Origin of the sequence: Wolbachia endosymbiont of Phyllotreta cruciferae (genome assembly GCF_918697765.1) — a bacterium.
Lineage (GTDB): Bacteria > Pseudomonadota > Alphaproteobacteria > Rickettsiales > Anaplasmataceae > Wolbachia > Wolbachia pipientis.
In genome coordinates, this window is sequence record NZ_OU953855.1 from 847,475 (window position 1) to 867,120 (window position 19,646).

At 35.5% G+C, this 19,646-nt stretch carries 17 protein-coding genes and 1 tRNA gene; 10 read left to right on the forward strand and 8 right to left on the reverse strand.

Going from position 1 to position 19,646, the window contains the following annotated elements:
• Genes NL281_RS03950 through NL281_RS03960 form a run of 3 tightly spaced genes read right to left on the reverse strand, consistent with a single transcriptional unit; the run spans window position 1 to window position 5,260 of the window.
• A complete protein-coding gene (locus NL281_RS03950; RefSeq protein WP_253303674.1) occupies window positions 1-2,556 on the reverse strand; it encodes a TrbL/VirB6 family protein in 2,556 nt (851 codons plus the stop codon).
• Window positions 2,549-4,954, reverse strand: a complete 2,406-nt coding sequence (locus NL281_RS03955; RefSeq protein ID WP_253303723.1) for a VirB4 family type IV secretion/conjugal transfer ATPase — start codon at window positions 4,952-4,954, stop codon at window positions 2,549-2,551. Before NL281_RS03955 ends, NL281_RS03950 begins: the two co-directional genes overlap by 8 nt.
• A gap of 9 nt (window positions 4,955-4,963) precedes the next feature.
• Window positions 4,964-5,260: a type IV secretion system protein VirB3 gene (locus NL281_RS03960; protein WP_007548615.1), complete on the reverse strand. Its 297-nt coding sequence runs from the start codon at window positions 5,258-5,260 to the stop codon at window positions 4,964-4,966.
• 108 nt (window positions 5,261-5,368) lie between these two features.
• On the opposite strand from NL281_RS03960, the gene NL281_RS03965 reads away from it, so the two are divergent.
• A complete protein-coding gene (locus NL281_RS03965) occupies window positions 5,369-6,904 on the forward strand; it encodes a lysine--tRNA ligase (RefSeq protein WP_015589250.1) in 1,536 nt (511 codons plus the stop codon).
• 301 nt (window positions 6,905-7,205) lie between these two features.
• Here NL281_RS03965 and NL281_RS03970 read toward each other — a convergent pair whose 3' ends face one another.
• Window positions 7,206-7,424, reverse strand: coding sequence for a hypothetical protein (locus tag NL281_RS03970; RefSeq protein ID WP_253303675.1), 219 nt, complete (start codon window positions 7,422-7,424; stop codon window positions 7,206-7,208).
• Window positions 7,425-8,299: 875 nt separating this feature from the next.
• Complete coding sequence (gene alaS, locus NL281_RS03975) at window positions 8,300-10,933, reverse strand: alanine--tRNA ligase (RefSeq protein WP_253303676.1); 2,634 nt, start codon at window positions 10,931-10,933, stop codon at window positions 8,300-8,302.
• 165 nt (window positions 10,934-11,098) lie between these two features.
• Here alaS and NL281_RS03980 point away from each other — a divergent pair, with 165 nt between their 5' ends.
• The 6 genes from NL281_RS03980 (at window position 11,099) to NL281_RS04005 (ending at window position 16,207) form a co-directional block, all read left to right on the forward strand.
• Window positions 11,099-11,542 carry a PAS domain-containing protein gene (locus NL281_RS03980; RefSeq protein WP_010962890.1) on the forward strand — a complete coding sequence of 148 codons (444 nt, stop codon included), beginning with the start codon at window positions 11,099-11,101 and terminating at the stop codon, window positions 11,540-11,542.
• A 98-nt stretch (window positions 11,543-11,640) separates the two neighbouring features.
• Window positions 11,641-11,847 carry a 50S ribosomal protein L35 gene (gene rpmI / locus NL281_RS03985; RefSeq protein ID WP_007548610.1) on the forward strand — a complete coding sequence of 69 codons (207 nt, stop codon included), beginning with the start codon at window positions 11,641-11,643 and terminating at the stop codon, window positions 11,845-11,847.
• 20 nt (window positions 11,848-11,867) lie between these two features.
• On the forward strand, window positions 11,868-12,233 hold the full coding sequence (gene rplT / locus NL281_RS03990; protein ID WP_006279340.1) for a 50S ribosomal protein L20: 366 nt from the start codon (window positions 11,868-11,870) through the stop codon (window positions 12,231-12,233).
• Window positions 12,234-12,245: 12 nt separating this feature from the next.
• Window positions 12,246-13,145: a methionyl-tRNA formyltransferase gene (fmt, locus tag NL281_RS03995; RefSeq protein ID WP_253303677.1), complete on the forward strand. Its 900-nt coding sequence runs from the start codon at window positions 12,246-12,248 to the stop codon at window positions 13,143-13,145.
• Window positions 13,146-13,225: 80 nt separating this feature from the next.
• Window positions 13,226-14,737, forward strand: coding sequence for a bifunctional phosphoribosylaminoimidazolecarboxamide formyltransferase/IMP cyclohydrolase (gene purH / locus NL281_RS04000; RefSeq protein WP_253303678.1), 1,512 nt, complete (start codon window positions 13,226-13,228; stop codon window positions 14,735-14,737).
• A gap of 300 nt (window positions 14,738-15,037) precedes the next feature.
• The gene (locus NL281_RS04005; RefSeq protein WP_253303197.1) at window positions 15,038-16,207 is read left to right on the forward strand and encodes an IS4 family transposase; all 1,170 of its coding nucleotides are present in this window, start codon (window positions 15,038-15,040) and stop codon (window positions 16,205-16,207) included.
• 106 nt (window positions 16,208-16,313) lie between these two features.
• On the opposite strand, the gene NL281_RS04010 is transcribed toward NL281_RS04005, so the two are convergent.
• Window positions 16,314-17,270, reverse strand: coding sequence for an IS5 family transposase (locus NL281_RS04010; protein ID WP_253303449.1), 957 nt, complete (start codon window positions 17,268-17,270; stop codon window positions 16,314-16,316).
• Between the two features lie 368 nt (window positions 17,271-17,638).
• Between NL281_RS04010 and cutA the strand changes: the two genes are divergently transcribed.
• The 3 genes from cutA to NL281_RS04025 all read left to right on the forward strand — a co-directional run bounded on the left by cutA (window position 17,639) and on the right by NL281_RS04025 (window position 18,633).
• Window positions 17,639-17,974, forward strand: a complete 336-nt coding sequence (gene cutA / locus NL281_RS04015; RefSeq protein WP_253303679.1) for a divalent-cation tolerance protein CutA — start codon at window positions 17,639-17,641, stop codon at window positions 17,972-17,974.
• A tRNA-Gln gene (locus tag NL281_RS04020) sits at window positions 17,965-18,039 on the forward strand. Before cutA ends, NL281_RS04020 begins: the two co-directional genes overlap by 10 nt.
• Window positions 18,040-18,057: 18 nt before the next feature.
• Window positions 18,058-18,633: a hypothetical protein gene (locus NL281_RS04025; protein ID WP_253303680.1), complete on the forward strand. Its 576-nt coding sequence runs from the start codon at window positions 18,058-18,060 to the stop codon at window positions 18,631-18,633.
• A gap of 15 nt (window positions 18,634-18,648) precedes the next feature.
• On the opposite strand, the gene NL281_RS04030 is transcribed toward NL281_RS04025, so the two are convergent.
• On the reverse strand, window positions 18,649-18,936 hold the full coding sequence (locus NL281_RS04030) for a hypothetical protein (protein ID WP_064125289.1): 288 nt from the start codon (window positions 18,934-18,936) through the stop codon (window positions 18,649-18,651).
• Between the two features lie 118 nt (window positions 18,937-19,054).
• Entirely contained in the window at window positions 19,055-19,591 is a 537-nt protein-coding gene (locus tag NL281_RS04035) for a transposase (RefSeq protein ID WP_253303681.1), read from the reverse strand.
• Window positions 19,592-19,646 lie beyond the last annotated feature (55 nt).

Consider the following 19,646-nt stretch of genomic DNA (forward strand, 5'->3'; position numbering starts at 1 on the left):
TCATTCAGTGCTTTTGTTAACACTCTCGGAGCTACTAGAACCAGAACCTCGAGATTTACTCTTGTCTCCACCACTCAACTTCTTAGCAGCAGCACCAGCAACTCCAGCAACACCCCCAGCAGCAGCTTTGGCAGCAGATAAAGCTTTGCCCACCATTTGTCCAGGTGTATGACCTGAGCCAAGTGCTGCTCTATGGTTACCAGCAAGTTCAGCAGCCATGCCAGGAAGAATGTTTAAAAAGTGGTAAAAGAGGAATAATACTAAACACAATTTTAATAATTCTCCGATGAGAGAGCTGCCAAATTCCATGTATGTAAAATCAAATAGACCAAGTATGCTGCTCTTTTTAAAGCTATAATTTTGCATCATACATGCAAGAGTAGTTTCATTGTTATCACATTCCCCATCTCTCAATTTAAACCACTGTTTTTTCTTACTAGCTGAGGGTTTTGCTTGGTTATTTTCATATGACTTATCCGGTTCAAAATTTAAATTTTTATAATAGATTTTATCACATGCTATAAACATAAAAGACAAAAACGCAAAAAGGATAACCGGGTATAAGCTATAGGTGATCAATTCTCTTACCCAGCCGTCAAAATATCCTTTGGTGTGTTGGAATAAAACCATAGGGATGAACAAAGGTGATAAAATGATGATTACACTCAAAGCAACTAGAGATAAAATAAATACATAGCACAGCCACAAAATAACCATCATCAGCAAAATGGCCATAAATATAGCAACAAGAGCTATTAAAATCTGTCCACCAGCAAAAATAATACCGATTACCGAACCTGCAACTAATAAGACAGGAGCAGCACCAAGCAAGACTGCTAACGTTGCAACACCTCCAGTACCAATTTTGCCACCAATTCCATCTAAAGGGGCACCTAAATAAAATAAAATTCTACAATCAAGCCTATCCCAAGGTGCAAGATAACTGTAAGATACCCTCTTTCCTGCACGAGTATATTCATAATCTGTACCTGCTTTATAATTACATATGCCTTTACTTTCAGATGATGCTTTTAGCACTATCTCTGACAAACCATTTGAGAGACGAGTTAATTCTCCATAATAATGAGACATGGTACTGCCTGTTGTGAAGTAAATCACTAAAGCGAATTTTATGATCAACATATACATTTCTTGTGGGCTGCGCACTCCACCAGACATGGCTTTTATAGAGAACAGTATTAAAGCTAAAACCAAAACAGCAGTGACAGTGTTTTTCAACCTCTTTTGTGCTACAGACAAGAAACTGCCCTTGTTATGTCCATTTTGACCCTTAAGTGGGCTGCCACTTGAATCAATACCTGCAACTAAATTATCTAACGATTCCTTAATGCATTGCACTATCATAGAAGTTACGGGAATAGGAGCTAATGATTTACTCCCTGCCTGGTTATAACAAGCTTCAGAGACATACGAGCTAAAACAGCCAGCATTATCATAACCTACAAAAACTTTTCCTTTTTCTTCCGTTTCCCTTATCAGAGTTTTGTAATCTTTCTTGGGATCAATTTCTATTGGCTTATCAGTATTACCACTGGCCTTATCCTTGAAAATCATCACAGATTTTTCACACATAGGAGCAATCGGGTCAGGTGGCAATTCCGTGCACCCCATATCAACCCCTTGCGGCCAAGGAGTCATTTCGATACCAAGCATTTTCACACTTGCTAACTCCACACATAATCTGCCCATTTTTCTTACTGCTTTAAATGTAGCTCCATGTATGGGTTCGCTCTGTCCTGCTTTGAGAACTTTACATTTCAGCTCACCATCAACCTTCGGGGACCATGACCCATCTACATATCCAGTATCTTTCTCCCTGACATCAAAATCTATGTATCCAGTTTCTTTTCTGAAATCAAAGTCTTTCTTGTTAAAAAGATTACCAAAAGTTAAAGGGTTTCGATGACATACTTCTATATATTCACTGTATTGCACACCGTTTTTTGGCCAGTAATAACTCTCTGTACTCTCCTGAACGTTAGAATTTAAGGCTTCTTTTTCTGCTCTTTTCCCGTCATAATCTTTTTTGTTCACGTCTTCCCGAGCTTTATTTTGCAAACAAGAAAAATATTCCTCTTCTGTTTGGTAATTTTCATTGGTGCAGCCACTATAACCTGTGTCTTCTAATTTAAAATTTTTGTATTTTCCATCATGATCACGTGCAACTGGGTGTTTAACAAAACTATGTTCACAAACAACAAGCCCTCCTATCGCTTTCCAGACTCCAACAATTGCAGCTATCATTCCAACAATAACAAGAGCGGTAAACAAACCAGCAGAAGAAACGATCAAAACAATGCCAGTAAATATTGCGCCAACAGCAATCGCTATTCCAGCAAGTGCTGCAGCTGTTTTAAACGCTCCACAATCAGGATTAGAGGCACGACTAAAACTGCCAGTGGAATTAAATCTGCTAACAAATTCTGTCTTGTCAGTACCACTTACTCCATCTGCAAGCACTGGATATGAGAGTAAAAAGTCTATATTTAGTAAAAATATCGCAATTAATAGCAATGACAGCTTAGTCTTAAACATTTTTTACCTTCTGATAAAATATAGGCAACCATACTTTTGGGTTGTCCCCAACTTCATTTAATATATCGTGTAACAATAGAACACTTTCTGCACGTCCGGATAATACGTTGATTATATCATCCAGGCCTTTTAAGTCTATTCTAGCTACTACAGCATTGACTCCTTGTTTCACCAAAAAGAATCTAGTACTCGGATCTGTGTGCTTAATTAATATATATTCACGTTCAGTTAACATAAAAACATCCCGATAGACACTAGTAGCTTTCAGATTTGGTAAAAAAATCTGTGTCGCTGTTTGTTGTACAAGCGTATCGCTAATAGTACTTTTACTTGCATCCTCAACACTCTGAGTAGCAAAAATCACAAAAGCATTTAGTTTTCTCAGTACCTTCAACCAGTCTTTTATCTTGGGTGCAAAAACTGGATTATCTATTAACGCCCATGCCTCATCAAGAACGATAATAGATGGAGTGCCATCAAGAGATATACTAATCCTATGAAATAAATAAATCAAGACCGGTCCAAGAGCAACAGGATCTTTGAGCAAGCTAGCCATCTCAAAACCAAATACTCTTGCTCGTGAAAAATCTAGCAAATCTTCTTTATTGTCAAATATTGCAGCATGAGAACCATTATCATGCCACATAGATATTGCCCCAGCTAGAGTATCAGGACCTGCAAGCCCTAAAAACGGTACGAGGTTTCTCAAGAATCTGTCTTCTTTTCTTAATTTAAAATTTCCTTCAATTGCATCATTAATTCGTGCAATATCTTCTGAAGTAAATTTATCATTATATACCGAAATTAAAGACTTTATCCACTCCATTAAAAATGTTCTATTATCAGAGGTATCATCAAGTTGTAAAGGATTAAAATTTGTTTTAGTTCTTGGTTCTATTACAGTATAGATACCACTAAGTGCTCTTAAGAAAATCTCTGCACCGCGATCTTTATCAAAAAAGAATATCCTTGGAGAAAACTTCATCGCTTGGGCACACAGGAAATTCATTAAAACAGTTTTACCAGCACCAGTTGGGCCAATTATCATAGTGTGTCCAACATCCCTTATATGAAAGTTGAAAAAAAATGGAGTACCAGATGTCGTGTCAAAAACTGTAACGGCATCTCCCCAGTGGTTATTGAATTTATTACCAGTAGGATAATTATGTTGAGATGCAAATCCAGCCAAATTAAGACTACTTATTGTAGCTTTTCTCACTATATAATCGAAATTACCAGGAATTTGCGCCCAAAATGCTGGTTCAAGGTTAACTCTCTCACGTATAGGGTAAACACCGCAATTAGAAAGCTCTGATTCTACCAACGACAGAGCGTTATCCAATGATTTAGGACTTTTTTCTATACATAAAATAGTCAGGTGATGTTGACCAAACGCAATCTTACCACTCATTGCGTCATCAAGCGCTTGAGAAATTTCTGCTATTTGAGAAATAGCTTTATCTGCAGACTGTATCATTCGATTTTGCTGTATCTGCATTTTTCCAATCGCCATTTGCCTGTTTATAAATTGAAAAGATTGCGTAATTATAAACTCGTAAGGAAGTTGTAAAAACGAATCAAGCATTCCTGCAGAAGTATGATTTCCATATTCTTTGATACTAATTATTCCAGCATATTTACTCTCATTATGAGTCACAACCTGTATCATCTTACGGCCAAAGAATAACCTATGTACTGGTAAGTATCTTGATATTTCAGTTCTTAGCGGAAAAAGCGTATTTGTAACGAAGCCACAATTTACGATTCTAGATAGAAACTCCATTATTTCGCAGAACAAACCATCTGGAGTTTCTTTTACTCCAAGAATTTTAGGCGAATAATTTCTAAGGCTTGTCACTACACGATTTGTCGTTTCCTCTAAATCTTCATACGTGGCACGTATATCACTTTCCCAAGCATGTTTTGAAGTTACATGTCCGAATTTTTTTAGTAGATGTGACAAAAATTCTACTCCTTTTGTGTCCGCTCTACGGATAATCGTAATGTATAGGTCATTAATAAATGATTGCCTTGTTGCGTGTTTTTCTCTCCATTTTAGATTTACGTGATTAGCGAAAAAATTCGGCAAACCTTGACTTGCAAATTCATCAGAAAAAATATTTTTCTTACGTCTGATAGTATGAAAATACAAACTAAATGCCGGAGATGAAATGCTTCTTAGCATCTGATTCCTGATGTTGTTCTGTATGACTAAATCCTCGTCATCGGCAGTTTCAAATGTAAAACCACTTAATTTTATAACCTTAACCAACCAATTTTCTTTTGTCATCAAGGTTGTGCTATTCCAATAGCAAGAATAAGGAATAAATTCAGCAGCGTGAACTTCCCTGTTCAGAGTAGATTTATTCTTTGATTGAATAGCCCTAAACCTCAGCATCACACAACGTTAAGCAATATCATAAGAATTGGCTCCATGGTAAAAACGATTTAAACATTTCGAGCACTTTCCCAATTTTACCATAAATAATTCAATAAACAACGGTTCTTTTGCAGAAGCTATATAACCAAGTCCATGTATACCTGGTAACATTAAGAGAATCACTCTTAAATCATTTGAATTAATGAAAATTAGCATGCAAATCAGGACGTTTAATATTGCAAACATATAACTCACACCAAAGAGCATTGCAGGTCTTGTAAGACCCTTAAATAATTGATCTGTTTGTATACTACCTGTGGACATATCTTTAACCTTCTAATAATAGCTCTAACACTAATACTATATCATTATAGTAAAAATCCATTGAAACTAGTAGCACTTTAAGTTAAGATACATTGTTTAATCCCGATAATGACAAGTTGGCCATTTCAAGAAGCAGAAAAAATATTGCAAGAGTTTCCTAATAAAAAAGAAATAATATTTGAAACTGGTTATGGACCCTCTGGTTTACCCCACATAGGAACCTTTGGAGAGGTTTTCCGCACTACAGTTATTGTAAATGCATTAAAAAAAATAGCTCCTGGTATAAAAACCAAAATCATTGCAGTTTCAGATGATATGGATGGTTTGCGAAAAATACCAGATAATGTGCCAAATCAAGAGATGCTAAGAGAGCACTTAAATAAACCATTGACTATGATACCTGATCCATTTGGCACTCATCAGAGTTATGGTCATCATATGAATTCATTGTTGTGTAAATTTCTTGATATGTTTGAATTTGAATACGAGTTCAGGAGTGCAACAGAGTGTTATAAATCTGGCGTTTACGATGAAAAACTTTTACTCTTACTGAAAAATTATGATAAAGTGATGGACGTAATGCTTCCATCATTTCGGGAAGAAAGACAGCAGACTTATAGTCCATTCTTGCCAATATGCCCAAAAACTTCTCAAGTTTTACAAGTTCCAGTAATTGAAACAAATACAGAGAAAGGAACAATCACATATGAAGACCCAAACGGGGAAAAAATAGAAGTTCCAGTGACAAAAGGAAAATGTAAACTGCAATGGAAACCTGATTGGGGAATGAGGTGGGCCGCATTTGGAGTAAATTACGAAGCTCACGGAAAAGATTTAACTCCATCTGCTGTGCTTTCAAGTCAAATATGTGAAATACTTGGAGAAAAGCCACCACTTCTGTTTTGCTACGAGCTTTTTCTTGATAAAGAAGGAAAGAAAATATCAAAATCAAAAGGAAATGGCATTTCAATTGAAGAGTGGCTAACTTACGCACCAACAGAGAGCTTAGCATTGTACATTTTTCAGAGTCCTAAAAAAGCTAAACGTTTATATTTTGATGTGATACCAAAATCAACTGATGAATATTTAGAATTTGTAAAGCGTTATCATGAGAACAAAGAAAAGGATATAAATAATCCTGCTTGGCACATTCACCAGGGCAATGTTCCCAGTATAGAAACTTCAGGCATAAATTTCTCACTACTTTTAAACCTAGCAGCAGCTTGTAATGCTGAAAACAAAGAGATCCTATGGGGTTTTATATCCTCTTATGCACCAAACGTTACACCAGAAAATAATAAAATGCTTGATAGACTTTCAGACTTTGCAGTAAAGTATTATCACGATTTTATCAAGCCAACAAAATCATATAAAACTCCAAATGAAAAAGAAAAAGCAGCGTTACTAGATTTGAAGGACACTTTACATTCTCTATCTACAACTGCTACTGCTGAAGAAATTCAATCTCAGGTATTTTCTATTGGAAAAAAATATGATTACACCAACTTACGTGACTGGTTTCAGCTATTATATGAAACGTTACTTGGCCAAAAAACCGGTCCAAGAATGGGATCTTTCATAAAGCTTTACGGAATAGGTAATACGATTTCTCTCATAGAAAGCGCTACTAAATGTATACTTTAGAGTTTACCTCCTTTCATTTGAGCTCTTTAGTTTTAATAAGAATTCCTTGACAAACTCCGCTAGCCCCCTTATCATGAAACTGAAGCTATTGTATTTGCTTTCGCCAATCTGCAGATTAAAAGGTAAGGATTACTTAATGTATCGGCGTCTTATGTTCAATTTTTTGCAGTATATAGATACTGTATGTCTTTACAAAACTTCATCTACATCTAGATTTTTATCTAAATAAGCTGAACGCGCTTATAAAGCGTTACAAGACATCAAAAAATGCCAATACTCGACAGAGATAGTAAAAGACTAGCTAACTCGGGGATTCTTTGTCTTTTTTTCTGCTTAGTAAATTTCTTAAACGTTTGCAGCGTAAGTTAGTTGCAATTAAAAGCAGCTGAATTTCGCTTGTCAAGCGTTTAAAACATAAAAAACGCCAATATTTTAAAGCGGATAATAACCACGGGGCTTCTTTTGCCTTTTTTTCATTTGGTAAATTTCTTAATGTTTGTGGCTGAACGACAACCGTCATCCCGCTACTTGTTAGCGGGATCTCTTGTTAGCGGCTGAGATACCGCGAATGAATCACGGTATGACGGTTCGCGGCGGCATGACGATAAGGTTTATACCTTGTCATCCCAGTGCTTGACACTGGGATGGCTTTGTTGCATCGCTACTTATGAAAGGCTAACTATAATTAGGATTATAAGCAACTTATTGAAAATCTTGTTTTTTTGCAATCAATCTGATCAAATTTAAGAATAGTAATTTGTTATTTATATTAATAAATTTAATTCTATTGAAAATAGCTAAAGCATTGAAATTCTTGAATTTTAGCCGGATTAGTGAGTGGTAGTGAAATTTCTTTTACTCAAATTTAGGTATTCACTGACCGTTCTTGTTGTAAATACCAGAATAATAAGCTACTGATATTCTCCACCTTTTTTATCTTTAATCCATTATAGCTAGCGATGCAACAAAGCCCACTGGGATCCATTTTTCTTTATAAATTCACCAAAAGTGCTTCATTCTATAACGCAAAACCCATACTCACCAAATCCAATGCATTACTTGCAATTAAGTTTCCTGGATCCCAGTGTCTGGGCACTGGGATGACACCATCATAAAGGAATCAGTGTCAGCTACTTTCATGACACCATTCTTTTTCCTGGATCCAAGTAGTCGAGCTACTTGGATGACAGCTAGCCTGACAACCGTCATCCCGCTAACAGGTAGCGGGATCTATGCTAAGAGATACCGCGAATGAATCGCGGTATGACGGTTTGCAACGGTATGACGGTTCGCGGCGGCATAGTAATTCGTCATCCCGCTGCTTGTTAGCGGGATCTCTTGTTAGCGGCTAAGAGATACCGCGAATGAATCGCGGTATGACGGTGTAGACGATGGTTAAGTATCCCGCTGCTTGTTAGCGCCGCGGCGGTATGACGGTTCGTGGTGGTATGACGTAGAGTGCTTAGAAGCTGCTATTTTGCTATAAATGGCTGTAATGGCATCATCTATTTTATTGCTATCACAGCCTGTTTGTGCAAATTCAGCATTCCCACCACAGTTCTTTTCAACTGCTATGGATATTAGTTCTTTTGCGCTAATCTCATTGATTAAGTCTTTACTTACTTTAATAATCAAGACTGTTTTATCTTTTTCTGTTGCCGTGAAAGCTATTATCGTTTTTGGTTTTTGTTGCTGCAAAACAAACTCTCTTATTATATTCGCTGGAATATTGGTAAAAGCATGACTTACAAAATTTATTCCATTTATTTCAGTACTTTTTATGCTCTCTGCGCTTATAAGTTTTTTATATAAATTTTTTATTTTAGCTTCAGATTCTTTGCGCTCTTGATTTAAAATATTTAATCGGTTTATTATTTCACTTGCTGGCGCTTTTACGAATTCTGCAACTTTTTTTAAGTTAATTTCATTATCACGTACATAATTGATTGCTTCTTGACCAGTTAAAGCTTCAATTCTTCTCACTCCAAAAGCAACAGAACTTTCTGTTACTATCTTAAATAAACCAATTTCTCCAGTGTGTTCAACGTGTGTGCCACCACACAGTTCCCTTGAATCTCCAATCTTCACTACTCTTACTTGGTTGCCATATTTTTCACCGAATAACGCCATAGCTCCTTCGTCTATTGCCTGATTCATGCTTTGAATTTTTGTAGATGCGGAAAGATTTTCTCTGATTAGAGAGTTTACCATATCTTCTACTAAGAATAGCTGATCCTGAGTAACTTGAGTGTTATGACTAAAGTCAAATCGTAACTTATCCGGTGCAACTAGGGAACCTTTTTGAGTGACATGATCACCCAAGATTTTTCTTAATACAAAGTGCAAAAGGTGTGTAGCTGAATGATTTCTCCTTAAGGTTTGCCTTCTTTCCTTATCTATGCTTGCTGTAACTGTGTCACCTTTACAAATTGAACCGAATTTAACTATGCATCTGTGCAAATATAGGTCATTAACCTTATTGGTATTCTCGACTATAATAATACTTCTACCAGGTTTGATCAGACTGCCAGTATCTCCCACTTGTCCACCTGACTCGCCATAAAAAGGTGTTTTATCAAGTATAATGGTTATCTTTTCTCCCTCCTTTGCAGAATCAATTACTTCATTTTTAGAGGAAACTATAGCTAGTATTTTCGCATCACTTACTTCATTGAACTCATAACCAACAAATTTTGTTTTGCCAAATTTATTGATCAAATCAAACCATACTTGCTCAACAGATTTTTCACCAGATCCAGCCCATTTAGCACGTGCTCTCTCTTTTTGTTCTCCCATTGCATCATCAAAACCCTTCTGGTCAAAATTTATTTTTTTCTCTTTTAAAATATCAAGTGTAATATCCAAAGGAAATCCGTAGGTGTCATATAGCTTAAACGCTGATTCTCCAGGCAAAGTATCGCCCGATTTTAAATCTGTAGTGAATTTCTCCAGGAGATTGATACCTTTCATCAAAGTGTCTTTAAAGTTTTCTTCCTCTGATTTTAACGTCGTTTCTATTAAGCTTTTAGCTCTGACTAATTCAGCTCCCATATAAGCCGAACTCGTGCTATCTATCAACACTGGAAAAATACGATGGAGTAGGGAATCATTATATCCAAGCAGGTGAATATAACGTGTGGCTCTCCTAATTAATCTGCGTAATACGTAATTCCTGCCCTCATTTCCAGGAAGCACTCCTTCTGCGATGAGAAATGCAGCCGCGCGAAGATGATCTGCTATGATCTTATGCGCTATTTTATTTTCCGTTCTTCCACAGTACTCTTGTGATTTACTTATCAGAGCAGAAAATAGATCAATATCATAGTTATCATGGACGTTTTGCATAACAGCCGCTATTCTTTCAAGGCCCATTCCAGTATCGATGCATTTTTTTGGCAATTTGTGTAAATTACCTTCTTCATCTTTGTTAAACTCCATGAATACCAGATTCCAGATTTCAACAATTCTATCGCCCTCTTGTAAATGAGGACTCCCATGGTCATAAAAAATTTCAGAACATGGACCGCACGGACCAGTGCTTCCCATACTCCAAAAGTTATCATCCGTTGTAATTCTTATGATTTTATCACTTGAAAAGCCACTTATCTTACGCCAAATCTCGTACGCCTCATCATCAGTATGGTAGACGGTTATGGATAGTCTGTTTTTATCAAGAGATAACTCCTTAGTGATAAATTCCCACGCAAATTCTATCGCAGTTTCCTTAAAGTAATCACCGAAGCTAAAATTTCCGAGCATTTCAAAAAATGTGTGATGCCGAGTTGTATAGCCAACATTTTCCAGATCATTGTGTTTACCGCCTGCTCTTAGGCACTTTTGACTTGAGACAGCACGTTTCATTTCAGTTTTTTGAGCACCAGTAAAAATATTTTTAAACTGCACCATACCAGCATTTGTGAACATGAGCGTTGGGTCATGTTCTGGAATCAAAGGAGAAGAAGAAACCTGCTCGTGGTCATTATTTACAAAAAATTTTATAAATCTTTCTCTGATTTCGTTTAGCTTCATCGTTTTTATTGAGGTTATCTATAAATAATAAGTTGTAATGGAAATAAAATCAATACCACTCTCTAGATCTCAGAACTTCTAGTGACATGCACCTTGTGGTAAGAAAAAATCAATATATTCACGATAAATTTACCTCATATCTGTGTTTTATATGTGGAAATTGGAATGGAAATTTATGTAGGCAAAGAAAAAAGAATAGCAAATGTGGTGACTCAACACTGGAATGACATAAAAGGATCAGACAGAGATTGGCCAGAAAGGCATGAAATAGACACTGCAGAAATAATGGAATCATGGCAGCATTGTTTTGTCATTGAAGTCAAGGATCAAGGTTATATTTGTGAAAATGCAGGAGAAAAGGCTGTTGAATTCTATGGTTTTGAGAAAAAGACGCGCATTGATAATAAGTATGCAATTGATGCACCATTTTTGCGACTATATAAAATAGATGCAGTTATTGATAAACTTGATACTGTAATAGAGAGTAAATGCCCGATCAATGAAGAGGAAGAAAGTGAAAGTGTTAAAATGAGGCAAGTATTGTTGCCACTTGGGAATAAAGAAGGTATAACACACATATTGGGCGTAATTACTTTTAAACTCCTTTAATATACAATTTTAATTTGATTCTTTAATAAAATTATTTATACTAATGCTTAATTACTATTAAAGAACTCAATAGTAGTGCTTGTAAATTTATTTGGAATATGAAGAAAATAAAATTAAAAACCAAATCTTCTGTGAAAAAGCGCTTTCACCTTACAGCTAAGGGTAAAGTTATTTCTACTCAGTCAGGCAAAAGGCATGGCATGGTAAAGAGAAGTAAATCTAATATTCGTAATCAGCGCGGTACAACGATTCTTGGTAAATCTGACTCGCGTATAGTTAAGCTTCATATGCCTTACGGTATTTAACAAAATGGAGGTAAAATAAAATGGCTCGGGTAAAACGTGGAGTCACTACTCACGCTCGTCATAAAAAAATATTGAAACTGGCAAAGGGTTATAGAGGGCGCGCAAAAAGTTGTTATAGAATTGCATTACAAAGAGTTGAAAAAGCACTGCAATATGCTTATAGAGACAGAAGAACCCGTAAACGTGATTTCCGTAGCTTATGGATAATACGTATTAATGCAGCAGCAAGAGAGCATGGGCTTACTTATGGTAGGTTTATGCATGGTCTTACACTTGCCGGCATTGATTTAAATAGAAAAATTCTTGCTGAGATGGCAGTTAATTATAAGGATGATTTTGCCAAATTAGTAGAAACTGTAAGTGGTAAATTAGCGGAGAATTCTTAAAGCAAAAACACCATGAGAATTATTTTCATGGGATCACCAGGATTTGCTGTTAATTCTCTGAGCTTGTTACTGAAATCAAAGAGCGAAGTGGTGACAGTATACACCAAGGCTCCAAAACCTTCGGGGCGTGGACAGAAGCCAATGAAATCTCCAGTACATGTTATCGCTGAAGAAAGTAACATAGAGGTATGTACTCCTATCTCTCTAAAGTTCTCGGCAGAGCAAGAAAAATTTAGAAATTTCAAGCCAGACGTTGCGGTTGTTGCCGCGTATGGATTGATACTTCCAAGAGAAATTTTGAATATTCCAAAATATGGTTGTATTAATATTCATCCTTCATTACTACCAAGGTGGCGTGGTGCAGCCCCGATACAGCACACAATTTTAGCAGGAGATCAAGAAACCGGGGTTAGCATTATGCAATTGGATGAAGGATTAGATTCCGGCCCTATTTTAAAACAGGAAAAATTTCTTATCGAAAAGAACGATAATTACAAGACATTGCATGATAAATTATCTAAGCTAGGCAGTGATTTACTGCTGAAAGTGCTAAACGAAATTGAAAAACAGCTTCCCTTAAAACAGAACGATAACAATGCATGTTACGCTGACAAAGTGGAAGACTATAAAATTTATGCAAGTGATGCCTGTGAAGTTGCTTATAGAAAGGTTAAAGCGTTTTACCCAAAAGCATTCATTAAGATAGAAAATAAACGTATCAGGATACTTGATGCTGACTTTGAAGCTCTCGCTTCAGAACAAGGTAAGATTGTTAACGATAATATGCACATAAGTTTAAAAGGTGGCACTTTAATTCCTAAAGTTGTACAAATGGAAGGGAGAAATCCTTGCAGTATTGAAGATTTTATTCGTGGCTTGAAATCAAGCATGGTAAAAAAATTTATAGAATAGACTGCTTTAAATTAGTGTAGAAATGTAATAGCTAAATTTCCTTTTCTTAGATATAATCTTAAAAAACTTTCCATATAAAAATGAAAATAAAAAGAGCTTTAATATCAGTATACGATAAAACGAATATAATTGATCTTGCATCGTTTTTAACGCAGCAACAAATAGAAATTCTTTCAACGGGAAATACTCATAAAGCACTATCTAGTGCAGGAATAAAAACACAAGAGGTCTCAGATTACACACAATTTCCAGAGATACTGGGTGGTAGAGTGAAAACTTTACACCCTAAAATTCATGGAGGAATACTTTGCAATAGAGAAAAACACAAAACGGAAATACAAAATCTAGGTATTGAGCCAATAGACCTGCTTATAACTAACCTATACCCATTTTGGAAGACAGTAAGTAGCGGCTCAAATGAAGAGCAAATTATAGAACAAATTGATATCGGCGGAGTGGCGTTAATTAGAGCTGCAGCAAAAAACTTTCGTTTTACTTCAGTTATTTCTAGCATTCAAGACTACGAAGCACTAAAAGCTGAGATGATAAAAAATAACAATGAAACAACATTGGAATATAGAAAATATTTAGCAACCAAAGCATTTGCTCTCACTGCACACTACGATTCTAATATTCACAGTTGGTTTTTATCCCAGAGTAAAAATAATGAGTTGCCAGAGTTTTTCGCACTATATGGGCATAAAGCACAAGAATTAAGGTATGGTGAAAACCCTCATCAAAAAGCTGCATTTTATAGCAATCAATTCACCAAATATCCGCTGGAAAAAATACATGGAAAAGAGTTGAGTTATAATAATATAGTAGATATAGAGTCCGCACTTAACATAACTTCTGAATTCGAAGAGCCTGCAGCAGTGATAATAAAGCACAATAACCCATGTGGCGCTGCTGTTAGTAATAATGCTTTGGAGGCATATGAAAAGGCTCTATCATGTGATGAAGTAAGCAGTTTTGGTGGCATAGTTGCCTTAAATCGGGAGATAGATTTAAAGCTAGCAGAAAAATTAAACGAGATATTTTTGGAAGTAGTGATAGCACCATCGGTAAACAATGAGGCACTAAAAATTTTACAAAGAAAGAAAAATTTAAGAGTGATTATTCATAAATCTTTCCAACAAAATGTGAAATACCAAATTAAAAATGTTGTTGGTGGGTTTTTGGTGCAAGAAAATAATGACCACACAATAAAAGCAGAACAAGTAACAAAGTGCACTACAACAGAAAAAGAAAAGGAAGATCTTATTTTTGCCTGGAAAATATGTAAACATGTGAAATCCAACGCAATAGTTATAGCAAAAGATGGTTGTGCTATTGGCATCGGCGCAGGGCAAACAAGCAGAATAGATAGTGTGAACATTGCAGTGAAAAAAGCAGGTGAAAAATGTAAAGGTGCAGTGCTTGCTTCAGATGCATTTTTTCCATTCCCAGATAGCATAGTAGAAAGTGCAAAACATGGAATTACAGCTATAATTCAGCCCGGCGGCTCGCTGAAAGATCAAGATGTGATAAAAGCTGCAAATGAAAATAAAATTGCTATGTTTTTCACTGGCGTTCGCAGTTTTTTCCATTAGGCTTTGTGTCTTATCGTCATACCGCCGCGGTATCTCTAGATCCCGCTAACACGTAGCGGAATGACGAGGTATAAACCATCGTCATGCTGCCGCGAACCGTCATACCGCGATTCATTCGCGGTATCTCTAGATCCCGCTAGCGGGATGACAAATATACCGCCGCGGCGCTAACAAGAGATCCCGCTAACACGTAGCGGGATGACGGTTGTCAGCCAAGTAGCCCCCTATGATGTCATCCCAGCGCCCCATAAGTGTTGAAAGTAACACAAAAAAGACATAAAGAACTATTATTGCAAGAAAATGGAGGCAATAATGGATCAAATAGAAAGAGTACTAAATTTAATAAAAGATGAGGATTTAGAAAGGCTAGGAAAATTAAGTGAAGTAGATAAATGTAATACTAAATTGTTGGGCAAGATTATATTTAAAGGTCTAATGAAGTTAATATTAATGGGGCAAAAAACAAGCCTAAGAGCGCTAGAAATGGTAATAAACAGGTGTATAATGGATAAGAATAGCGATAAAAGTACAGTAACATACAGTGGTTTGTCAAAAAGGTTAAAAGTTATAAATCCAGAATATTTTAAGGGAGTATATATTGATTTGATGAGCAAGATTAAAAAGCTATTACCCCAAAAAACATCAAATAACTTACATAAGTTTGATTCGACGATCATAAATTTATCGGGATATCTCATAAAAGATGGGCTAAAAATAGGCGGTAAAAGTAACGACAGTCAAGTTAAAGTGAGTGTAGGATTAAAGGATCAATTGCCGACAAGTATAAGATTTTGTAAAGGACAAGAAGAAAGTAGTGAAGATATAGCATTAGTGAGAGCAATTAATGAAGCTAAAGTTGAAAAAGAGGATATTTTATTATTTGATAGAGGAATCAGAAAAGTTGGAACTTTTGCCGAATTTGATGAAAAGGAGTACAAATTTATCACAAGAGTTAAAGTAGGAAGAAAACATGATGTTATAAGCAGGAACAAAGTTATAAGAGAACAAAAATCGGATGGATCAGAGATTTTAGAAGATATAATAGTTAATCTTTATCGTGCACGAGGTAAAGTGGCAGAAAAGCATGATCTACGGCTAATAAAAATCAGAAATAAAATTGGAGATGAAATATGGTTTTTGACAAACTTGTTTGAAATGCCAGCTTATGAAGTAACAGAGCTATATAGGCGCAGATGGGATATAGAAGTGTTCTTTAAATTTATAAAGCAAAATCTTGGATATAAGCACTTTTTAAGCCATACTATGAATGGCATGAAGGTGTATATTTACATGATTATTATTACGGCTTTGTTATTTCTTGTTTATAAAATCAAAAATAATCTACATGGGTTCAAAATAGCATTACTGCAATTCACATTGGATCTAAATGACTCTTTTATACGTTCGATTGTTTTACTGTCGGGAGGTAATTTACATGCCGTTGATCATCTCATATCACGTTATTTTTGATACTTTCAACACTTATGCCCAGCGCCCCTATGATGTCATCCCAGTGCTTGACACTGGGATGGCTTTGTTGTATCGCTCTTCGGATAGTAGGTAACGTACAATAAATTCATGAAGCTATCTCAAACTTAGCCATGCCTATTTCAGTAAATTTGTTAAGCAAATAACACTTGAGTAGCAGTTCCTTCTCACGATTAATCTCAGATTTGCTCCTAAAACTAAACCCAAATATTCGCTTCAACCTTGAGAAAAATCCTTCAATATACGATCTTTTTCCGTAATTTACTTCTTCTTTCCATCTTTTTATACCATTCTCACCATGTAATTTCATTAACTGAATAGCGGCATTTCTATCAAGCATATAATCCAATTTTGGATGCTCTGCTGCGTTGTTTTTCGGAGGAATTTTCGTTTTTATACCATATTGATTACACAGCTTATAGAGCTTTTCTCTGTCATATGCCCTATCTGCATATAGTACTTTTATGACATACTGAAAATCGACTTCTTTTAGCAAATCACAAGCTCCATAGTGATCAGAGTAGACACCGTTACTGTATTTTACAGCTATGGCTTTTTTGCTGTTTGTATTCAACATTACATGCAATTTTCTTGTCTGTTCATAGCTGCGATACTTTCTATCTTCGCTATTTTCTTTGCTATGACCAGGAGTGTTGTTGTATATACTAATTCCTGTACTGTCTATAGTAATTTCGATATCTTCCATATTATTTTTATCAATTCTGCAATCATTGATCTTAATATTGAGTTTCTTAAACCTTCTTGATGATTGTGAATAGCTGATAACTTGCAAATTTTTCCCAATTTGCTCAAGGTATCCTGCTATAAACCCAACTGTTTGCCTCAGGCCTATTCTAAATAAACAAGTTATTATGTGCACCAAAATTACAACTTTATCGCTATAAATATTGTTGCCACCTGGTATTTTTGGACCATTCTCGTACCACTTTTCTATGGCTTCGTTGATATAATGAAAAATATTTCCTCTTTTTTCTAGAAATTTGTTATATTCGCTATGGTTACTGACCCTCATTTTTTGTGGCATATTTTTTCTTTCAAGGTTAAATGGCTATTTTATAATGAATTTTGTCAGTAGCCACCAGATTTTTTCAGTTGCTATGCAACAAAGCCCACTGGGATCCAGGAAAGTTTGCTTGTTTACAAGCAAACTAGCATAGAAAGTGGTTACAACGTTTTCGATGAGATTATATGGAAAACTGGATTCCAGTGTCAAGCACTGGAATGACATCACAGGGGCACTGGGATGACACCTTTACGTTTGAGGCAAACTAGCTATAACACTTAACATACTACCTTTGCAAACAAATGTTCATACAGTACGCGCTGGCGTTATTTTCTCTTGATGAATAAATCTCGGTAGAGTATAGTAGCAATGCATTTATGTAGCTACTAATGAATAATTTAGTTTTGGTTTATACAACTTTTTCAAATTTTGAGGAGGCTAAGACTGTTTCTGAGGAATTGTTAAACGAGAAATTAATTGTATGTGTAAATATATTTCCTGAAGTGAATTCTCTGTATTTATGGAAGGGTGAAATTAACAGTAGTTGTGAAATAGTAGCAATTATGAAAAGCAAAAATGATCAAGTTGATAAAATTGTAGAAAAAATCGAAGCAATGCATTCTTATGATCAGCCAGCTATTGCTGTGATGCCCATAGAAAAAGCAAATAAATCTTTTACTAATTGGGCTAATAGTGTTATTGATGTAAGTAGTATTGGGGTGTAGCCAAGTGGTAAGGCAGCGGTTTTTGATACCGCCACGCGAAGGTTCGAATCCTTCCACCCCAGCCATGTTGAAGTGGGTGTGAAATGATATCACTTTTCTATAAATTAAGATTATTTAATTATATACTAGGCAGCTTGAAAGATATAGTTGTAAAGCTGTTTCTCTGCACAATGTATCTTTACACGTTCAGCATTGTGCTGATGTTTCTCAGCAATGGTTTTTGGTATGCTGTAGAATTTGGCTCTTTCAAAAATGCGTTTTACCGTTTGTTTCAATATTGCAAGTGGTATTATGAAAATAGGGAAGATCTCGGTTACGGAATTTCTATTCGAATATTAGTGGCGTTTCTTACTCCGCATTTTCTCTATAAATTATTACTTGGCACAGGCTGGAAGTCCTTTTTAAAGGAAAAGATAATACAGATACTCAACACAAGAAGAAAAAGGGGTAGTGAGTTCAGTAACAGTAGCAAACCAAGTGGCAGTAGTTATAGTGATAAGAATAATTACAGCAATAACAGTGGTAACAATGAGCGTCAAGCTCAAGATGCAAAGCGAAAAGTAAACATGATAAAGCAGCTATTAATCAAAGATATAGAGGAAACTATAGATAGGAGATTGCATTATATTTTTTTCGGTAAAAGGAGTAAACCTCATTGAGTATATAAAAAGGCTTTATCTAGTAAGGCTTTTTAAGATTGGCTGTATTTTGTTTTTTACGTATACCGGATCACAATCAGCCAATATACATGTGTGCACAAAATCTTGACTAAAGTCTGATAACCAAGAAATTGCCTTACGTTTTTCTACCAAGCTTTCTGTTTTTTTGCAGTGACTTGCTGCATCAATCATTGCCTGCGCTATTACTGATTTCCACAGCAAATAATACCTTTGTATATCATCTGACGTACTATTTGTTTCATAGTGGTTAAAAAATTCTTTAAAATTGAAGTTGTTTGACATAATGATACCTCTTTGGATTAAAATTTGAATGATTTGAGTTTATGTTGCCACAGCAGATTCCGCTAACACGTAGCGGGATGACGATTGTCAGGGCAGCGCCCCATAAGTGTTGAAAGTATCAAAAATAACGTGATATGAGATGATCAACGGCATGTAAATTACCTCCCGACAGTAAAACAATCGAACGTATAAAAGAGTCATTTAGATCCAATGTGAATTGCAGTAATGCTATTTTGAACCCATGTAGATTATTTTTGATTTTATAAACAAGAAATAACAAAGCCGTAATAATAATCATGTAAATATACACCTTCATGCCATTCATAGTATGGCTTAAAAAGTGCTTATATCCAAGATTTTGCTTTATAAATTTAAAGAACATTTCTATATCCCATCTGCGCCTATATAGCTCTGTTACTTCATAAGCTGGCATTTCAAACAAGTTTGTCAAAAACCATATTTCATCTCCAATTTTATTTCTGATTTTTATTAGCCGTAGATCATGCTTTTCTGCCACTTTACCTCGTGCACGATAAAGATTAACTATTATATCTTCTAAAATCTCTGATCCATCCGATTTTTGTTCTCTTATAACTTTGTTCCTGCTTATAACATCATGTTTTCTTCCTACTTTAACTCTTACTATTACCCACAAATAAAAACATAGTATTGTATTTACTCAAATAATTTAATTTTATTAACCTGAAAGC